The organism is Novosphingobium sp. PhB57 (assembly GCF_004342985.1).
Classification (GTDB): Bacteria; Pseudomonadota; Alphaproteobacteria; order Sphingomonadales; family Sphingomonadaceae; genus Novosphingobium.
Genome location: NZ_SMBO01000020.1, coordinates 22,209 through 28,208, shown reverse-complemented (window position 1 = coordinate 28,208; position 6,000 = coordinate 22,209). Strand labels below are relative to the sequence as shown.

The following is a 6,000-nucleotide window of genomic DNA, read 5'->3' as shown; positions in this document are numbered from 1 at the left end:
ACATGGGCCTGCGACAACAAGGCCTACATCAAATGGGAATGCCGGGATGCGTGATCCCAACCCGATTCAATTTCCATACGTGAGGTTGCTCAATCGCGCGGGGTTCCCCGCGTTGATGATCGGCGGGTATTGAACGGTATTCTCTGGCGGTTCCGCACCGGCTCGCCTTGGGCGGAGATACCCGAGCGCTATGGCCCTCCGACGACCTGCTACGACCAGTTCGTCCGCTGGCGCACGGCCGGGGTGTGGGATCGACTGCTCGCTACGGTTTCCGCCGCCTTTGAGGGTGACATTGTAATGATCGACTCCACCTGTGTCCGCGTCCACCAGCATGGTGCGACGGGTAAAAAAGGGGAGCCAGTGATCGCGGCATGGGAGGTTCCCGAGGCGGCTCACGAGCAAGATCCATACCCTCGTTGATGCTGACGGTCGTCCCGTTGCTCTGCGACTGACCGGCGGACAGGTCCACGACAGCCAGGAAGCCGAAGCCCTACTTAAGGCCATGCCTGAAGGCGCTACATTGCTGGCCGATAATGGCTATGACAGCAATGCCATCCGTGAAGCCGCCGCCAGTAAGAACGCTTGGGCAAACATCCCCTCGCGCTCCAATCGCAAGCAACGCTCCCCCTTCTCGGGCTGGGTCTATCGCCAACGCAATCTCGTCGAGCGGCTCTTCAACCGCATCAAGCACTTCCGCGGCATTGTACGCCGCAACCATTACGACCAATGCGGACGCCGCCGAGATTGTCACATGCATCGCAGTTCTACCACTTCCCTGCCAGAACGTCAGAGCTGCCTACAATAGGCTAGGCCTCGGCTAGTGGACGATGATTGCGGCGAGTACGAACAAGGCGATGCTGCAGAGGGAAGCAACGCAAGCGTCGCCGACGCCGACGAGAAACGGCACGTCCAATTTTCGTGCGAACCAGCGGGCCTGGGTAACGAAATACCATAGGGTACCAGCACCAATCACTCCGGCCGAAATGATACGCGTGCCTGCTAACGGCAGATTCGGTGCCAAAGTGCCTATCCCCAGCATCAATGCGAACGGGGACGCCGTGTAGCACTGCGCGTAAAAGGGACGGCGCAGGCTCGCTTGGTTCAAGCGTCTGTGCTGGCGACGCAAGAGGCGGACCGCCATCATTAACGGAAATAGACTGAACAGCAGCATCCTGAGCGTCAGCAACCCCAGGTCGCTGTCGACCAAAGCCGCCAAGCCGCGCGTGTCAGATAGAATTGGGTTGCGCGCAACCGTTGCAACTTCGAGCCCGTGCGAAATGAGCAACGTCAGAAACAAGAAAAGAGGTGGACGGATCGCGTCGTCATACTGCTCTTCCGGCCGATCAGAGACTTCGCGATCGGCATAGTCCATCATACTCTGAGGTTGGACGATCGTTCGCCAAAGGGTTATTGGATAGAAAATTAGCCAGCTCATGACGCTGTAGAGGGCTTCATCGAGCGACTCGATGATTTTCATGAAATCCATGCCCATAGCTTCGCGCGTGCGCCTCAGCCTGTCGAATGGATTACATGAGGACGATCGATCGAAGTCCCCAGCTAGAACAGCTGCAGCCAGCTGGCTTCATGCAGGCCTTAGGCGGCTCCTGTGAGATTTAGACGTTTCGCCTGACAGGGAAACGCCGAGATTAGATCGCGCTCTGCCACAAAAGCCGACGGGCCGGAACGGCGCCTCGGAATTTCCAGCGTTAACGGCAGCAATGGGTGGACACAAGCTTGGCTTGGGACAATGCCGCCATTCGTGACTGTGATCGCGAACGACAGTCTTTTCCGAGAGCGATCACTCCACCGGCCGCCAGGCGATTTCTGCCAATGGATTATGCGGTCGGACAAACCATTCAGAAAACTGACATGAATATTTTCCATCGGCTTTGGCGTCCCCTTGAAGCAAGACGCTAATCCCGATAGCTTCGCGCCAACAGGGAAATTCATATTTCAGTTACTGGGAAGACATCGATTGCGTGCTTGCATCGCGAAAGCCATCGGTGCGGTCGCAGTTCTTACTTCGTCGAGTGTCGGTGCGCGAACGCAAGCGCCAGAACTGGACGTTCCAGCGCAGCCCTTGTCCAACGCAATCGCCATCCTGGGGCGGCAAGCTGCAGTCGAAGTCTTGCTAAACGCGCCGGGAGCGGAACGGCAGCGCACAAACGCCGTACATGGCCGCGTTTCGGCGGGTGAAGCGCTGGCCCGGATGATCCAAGGCATGGGGCTGTCCGTCCGCGCCGTGGCACCCGGCGTCTACCTGATCGTCAAAGCCCAGCCAAGCATTCGTAAAACACCGCGGGTGTCCTCGCTTCCGGTCGAGAATGCACCGGAAATCCTCGTTTCCGCCCGCCGCCGCCCGGAGCGCGATCTTGACGTGCCGCTGCTGGTCAACCACCTCAATCGTACGGCGCTGGAAAGGGGGGCTGTGCGAACGCTGGCCGATCTGGCGCGCATCACCCCCGGTTTCGTCGCCACCGGGCAGACCAGCAGCGCCACCCCGCTTCTGGTGATGCGCGGCCAGCGCCGGTCGATTAGCGACGAAAATCGCCTGCCCCTTGTTGTCTATCAGGACGAAGTGCCCTTGCCCAATCAGGCCGCGCTTTCGCCTTTATTCGACATGGCATCGGCAGAAGTTCTGCGCGGTCCGCAAGGTACTCTATTCGGTCGCAATGCGACAAGCGGTGCAGTCCTGCTGCGATCAGTGCAGCCGGGCTCTGGTGTGCCGTCCTATATCGAGGGTGAGGGGGGAAATTACGGGCTGAACCGGCTGGAAGGCGCCGTTGAAGTGCCTCTCACACAAAGCCTGACCCTGCGCGTTTCCGGCCAGCGGGTTCGGCGGAGTGGCTATACGCGGCTGCATTCCGGTGAGCGCACCGACACTGTCCATAGCGATGCGATGCGGGCCATACTGGGGTTCGATCCCAATGGTCCGTTACGCTCGACGACGACATTAGATCTGTTGAACGCCGATGAGATGGGCGCTGCGCTGATCCTCACCGGGGTCTACAGCGGCGGCAGCGTGCGCAATGCGCAGAACGCGCCTTACTTCGACTGCGGCGCCGGAGCCTGCGACATCGACAGTTACCTCGATTTGCAGAAAACGCTGGCGCGGCGGACGTCGCAGTCTAGCGTATCTCCGCAATTCCAGCGCCGATTCCGAGGCATCGGCAACGTGACGGAATTCGGCGACAGCGATCTTCTGGTCCGCAACATCGTCGGCCTTCGCACGACCCGCGTGAACTATGCCCTTGACGGCGACGGGACACCGCTGCCGATCTACGATTCCGTAAGTTCCGCACAATTGCGGCAATGGACCGAAGAACTGCAAGTTCAGGGCCATGCCGGAAAACTGCGCTACATCGCCGGAGTTTTCTATCTGGAAAGCGCGCCGGACGGGCCGGTTGTGCAAAGCGTCTCCCGCTTGACCCGGCCCGACAATCCGCCGTCGCACGCGGTCAGCTACCAGACGTTCCGCAGCGCTGCTTTGTTCGGGCAGCTCACCCTGCCGATAGCGGCACATACCACCGCCGATGTGGGCCTGCGCTACACGGGGGAGCGCAGCAGCGGCTGCGCCTTGCGATCCGCCACCGTTGCGCCGCTGTCCGAACAGGAATGCCTGGCCAACTGGGGCACCAGCGCACAGGCGCGGTCGGGCCGATTAACCTGGACTTTGGCCCTGACCGGCAGGATTGGGGACCATAGCGTCTACCTTACCAGTCGGCGCGCTTTCCGGTCCGGAGGGTACAACACGCCGGCGCTGGGTGGGACGCTGAAGGTTTTTCAGACCTTTAAGCCAGAAACGCTGACGGACTTCGAACTGGGGGCGAAAGGGCGCATCAATGTCGCGGGAATCACCGGTTCTTATGCAGTGGCGGGCTACCTTGGCCTCTATGACGACGTGCAGCGCGCACTCTTTCCCGACGTAAATTTCGATGGCGATCACGATCTGGCGACCGATCCGCTGACTCTTTACATCAATAGCGCTAAGGCCCGGATTGTGGGGCTGGACGTTGATTTTTCACTCGATCTGGGGGCGCGGACTCATCTGACACTGACCGGATCGTGGATCGATCCGCGTTACACCCGGATCGATGCGCCTTCTGTGCTGACCGCATTGCTGGGTGGTGACCCCTTGAACAACCGGTTTACCTACACGCCGACCTTCAGTGGGGCGCTGGCCCTGTCGCGCGAAATCGCGCTGCCGGGAGCGCTTGGCAACCTGGGGCTAAGCGCCGATTATGCCTACGTCAGCAGCGTCCGTCTGACCGAGCGACCAACCGAAGCCTTTGCCCGCCAATCCGCCTATGGACTGCTGGGCGCCAGCGTGACTTGGCGCAGACCCGGCGGAATTCCGGTCGAGTTCGAGCTTTGGGGCCGCAATCTGACGGACCGCTTCTACGCCAGCGGAGGCGGAACGTTGAACCCGGCCTATACCGCCGCGACGATCATTCCGGGGCCGCCACGCACAATCGGGGTACGTATTCGCTACAATTTCGACTGAAAACGCGATTTACGGCGCCACAAGTTCCGCGCGGGTTGCGCTTTCATTCTCCACGCGCGCCACCCCGGCCAGTTCCAGACTCTGAAGGAATCCGCGTGTCACGCCGATGCGGAACGTGCCGCTGATCGGATGGCTTGCAATCGCCGGACTCGAGACGATGATCTCTTGCGGACTGTAGCGATTGACCTCCGCCACGGCCTGCGCCAGCGGTACGCGGTCGAAGGCGATGACGCCGCTACGCCAGGCAAGCCGCCGCTCCACCTCCGCCGCTGCGGTCCGATAGCTGCGACCGTTCCAGACCAGTTCCTGACCGGGCTGCAGCACCGTCGACTGCGCGGCGCGGCCGTCGGCTGCAGGCATATCAACGCGGACCTGTCCTTCGGCCAGCGTCACATCCACCCGGCCCTCGACTGTGCGAACTGCGAACTGAGTGCCCAGCGCGGTCACCGTAACTCCGCCGGCCGTGACCGTGAATGGCTTGCGTGGGTTTTTAGCGACTTCGAAGAATGCCTCGCCTTCGCGGATCGTGGTGCTGCGGCGCGTGTCGCTTTCCGCCACAGTCAGAGCCGTGGCAGTATTCGCGGTGATCACAGAGCCATCGGTCATGCGGAAGGTGCTCTGCTGCCCTACGCCTGTGGAGATCACACGGCTGTCGGCAACCGCCTGCGCCACTGGAGCGGAGGCTTCGCGGTGCCGCTGGACAGCCACCGCGCCGCTGACCATCGCAAGCGCCAAACAGGCCGCCATTGCCGGACGGACCCATGCCTTGCGGCCACGGCGGTTAGCCAGAGCACGTTCGCGGATCTCAAGAATGCGGGCTTCTGTCCGCATCGCCGCAGAGCCTTCCCAAGTCCGTTCCACGCTGGCCCAGGCGATGCGGTTCGCCTCGTCACGGGCGTGCCAGCTTTCAAAGTCTTCGTAATCTCGTTCCGTCGCACGCGGCGAACGAAAAACGCTGAAATAGGCCGCTGCGGTCGCTTCGGGGGAATCGATCTTTTCCAGCGCATGCGCATCGAAAGGCCGTGGGTCTACCGCCTTGGTCATGGCAGGTCCCTCGCCGCCAGAAAGCGCACCGCCTTCATGATGTGGCGCCCCACCGCGCTGGTCGATATGCCAAGATGCTCCCCGATCGCGTCGTAGGACATTTCCTCGAACCGATGGAGCACGAAAGCATCGCGCGTCATCTCGGGCATTTCCTCAAGGGCGTTGGCCAGCCGCCCCACATCCTCGCGCCCGCGCAGCAAACGCTCCGGCGTCAGTTCGTCGACGGGGTGGAAGGCTTCGGTCATTTCGTGATGGGCGCTGCGATGGCGCACGGTGTCGCGGCGGGCACGATCAGTCAGAACGCTGGCCGCGACCTGAAACAGATAGCCTTCCACATTGGCGATGGGATCGGCCTGTCCACGCACGTGCATCCGCACCAGCACGTCCTGCACGAGATCGTCGACATCCCCCGGCTGCGCCCTCTTGGCGATGTACCGGCGCAATGCGGGCAC

At 61.5% G+C, this 6,000-nt stretch carries 4 protein-coding genes and 1 pseudogene; 2 read left to right on the top strand and 3 right to left on the bottom strand.

What is annotated here, in order from left to right; all coding sequences use genetic code 11:
- Positions 1–96: 96 nt before the first annotated feature.
- Positions 97–703: pseudogene (locus EDF58_RS24730) on the top strand (IS5 family transposase); the annotation flags it as partial.
- Between the two features lie 114 nt (positions 704–817).
- Here the strand turns inward: EDF58_RS24730 and EDF58_RS24725 are convergent.
- Complete coding sequence (locus EDF58_RS24725) at positions 818–1,477, bottom strand: hypothetical protein (protein WP_132270354.1); 660 nt, start codon at positions 1,475–1,477, stop codon at positions 818–820.
- A 423-nt stretch (positions 1,478–1,900) separates the two neighbouring features.
- On the opposite strand from EDF58_RS24725, the gene EDF58_RS24720 reads away from it, so the two are divergent.
- A complete protein-coding gene (locus EDF58_RS24720) occupies positions 1,901–4,504 on the top strand; it encodes a TonB-dependent receptor (RefSeq protein ID WP_132270352.1) in 2,604 nt (867 codons plus the stop codon).
- Positions 4,505–4,513: 9 nt separating this feature from the next.
- Here EDF58_RS24720 and EDF58_RS24715 read toward each other — a convergent pair whose 3' ends face one another.
- Both EDF58_RS24715 and EDF58_RS24710 read right to left on the bottom strand, forming a co-directional pair.
- Positions 4,514–5,548: a FecR domain-containing protein gene (locus tag EDF58_RS24715; protein ID WP_132270350.1), complete on the bottom strand. Its 1,035-nt coding sequence runs from the start codon at positions 5,546–5,548 to the stop codon at positions 4,514–4,516.
- On the bottom strand, positions 5,545–6,000 hold the full coding sequence (locus EDF58_RS24710) for a sigma-70 family RNA polymerase sigma factor (RefSeq protein WP_243654494.1): 456 nt from the start codon (positions 5,998–6,000) through the stop codon (positions 5,545–5,547). The genes EDF58_RS24715 and EDF58_RS24710 overlap by 4 nt, the downstream gene beginning before the upstream one ends.

Bases quoted from the DNA above. Each gene is read 5' to 3' on its own strand.
- EDF58_RS24715 (WP_132270350.1), bottom strand. From the start codon at position 5,548: ATGACCAAGGCGGTAGACCCACGGCCTTTCGATGCGCATGCGCTGGAA.
- EDF58_RS24725 (WP_132270354.1), bottom strand. From the start codon at position 1,477: ATGAAAATCATCGAGTCGCTCGATGAAGCCCTCTACAGCGTCATGAGC.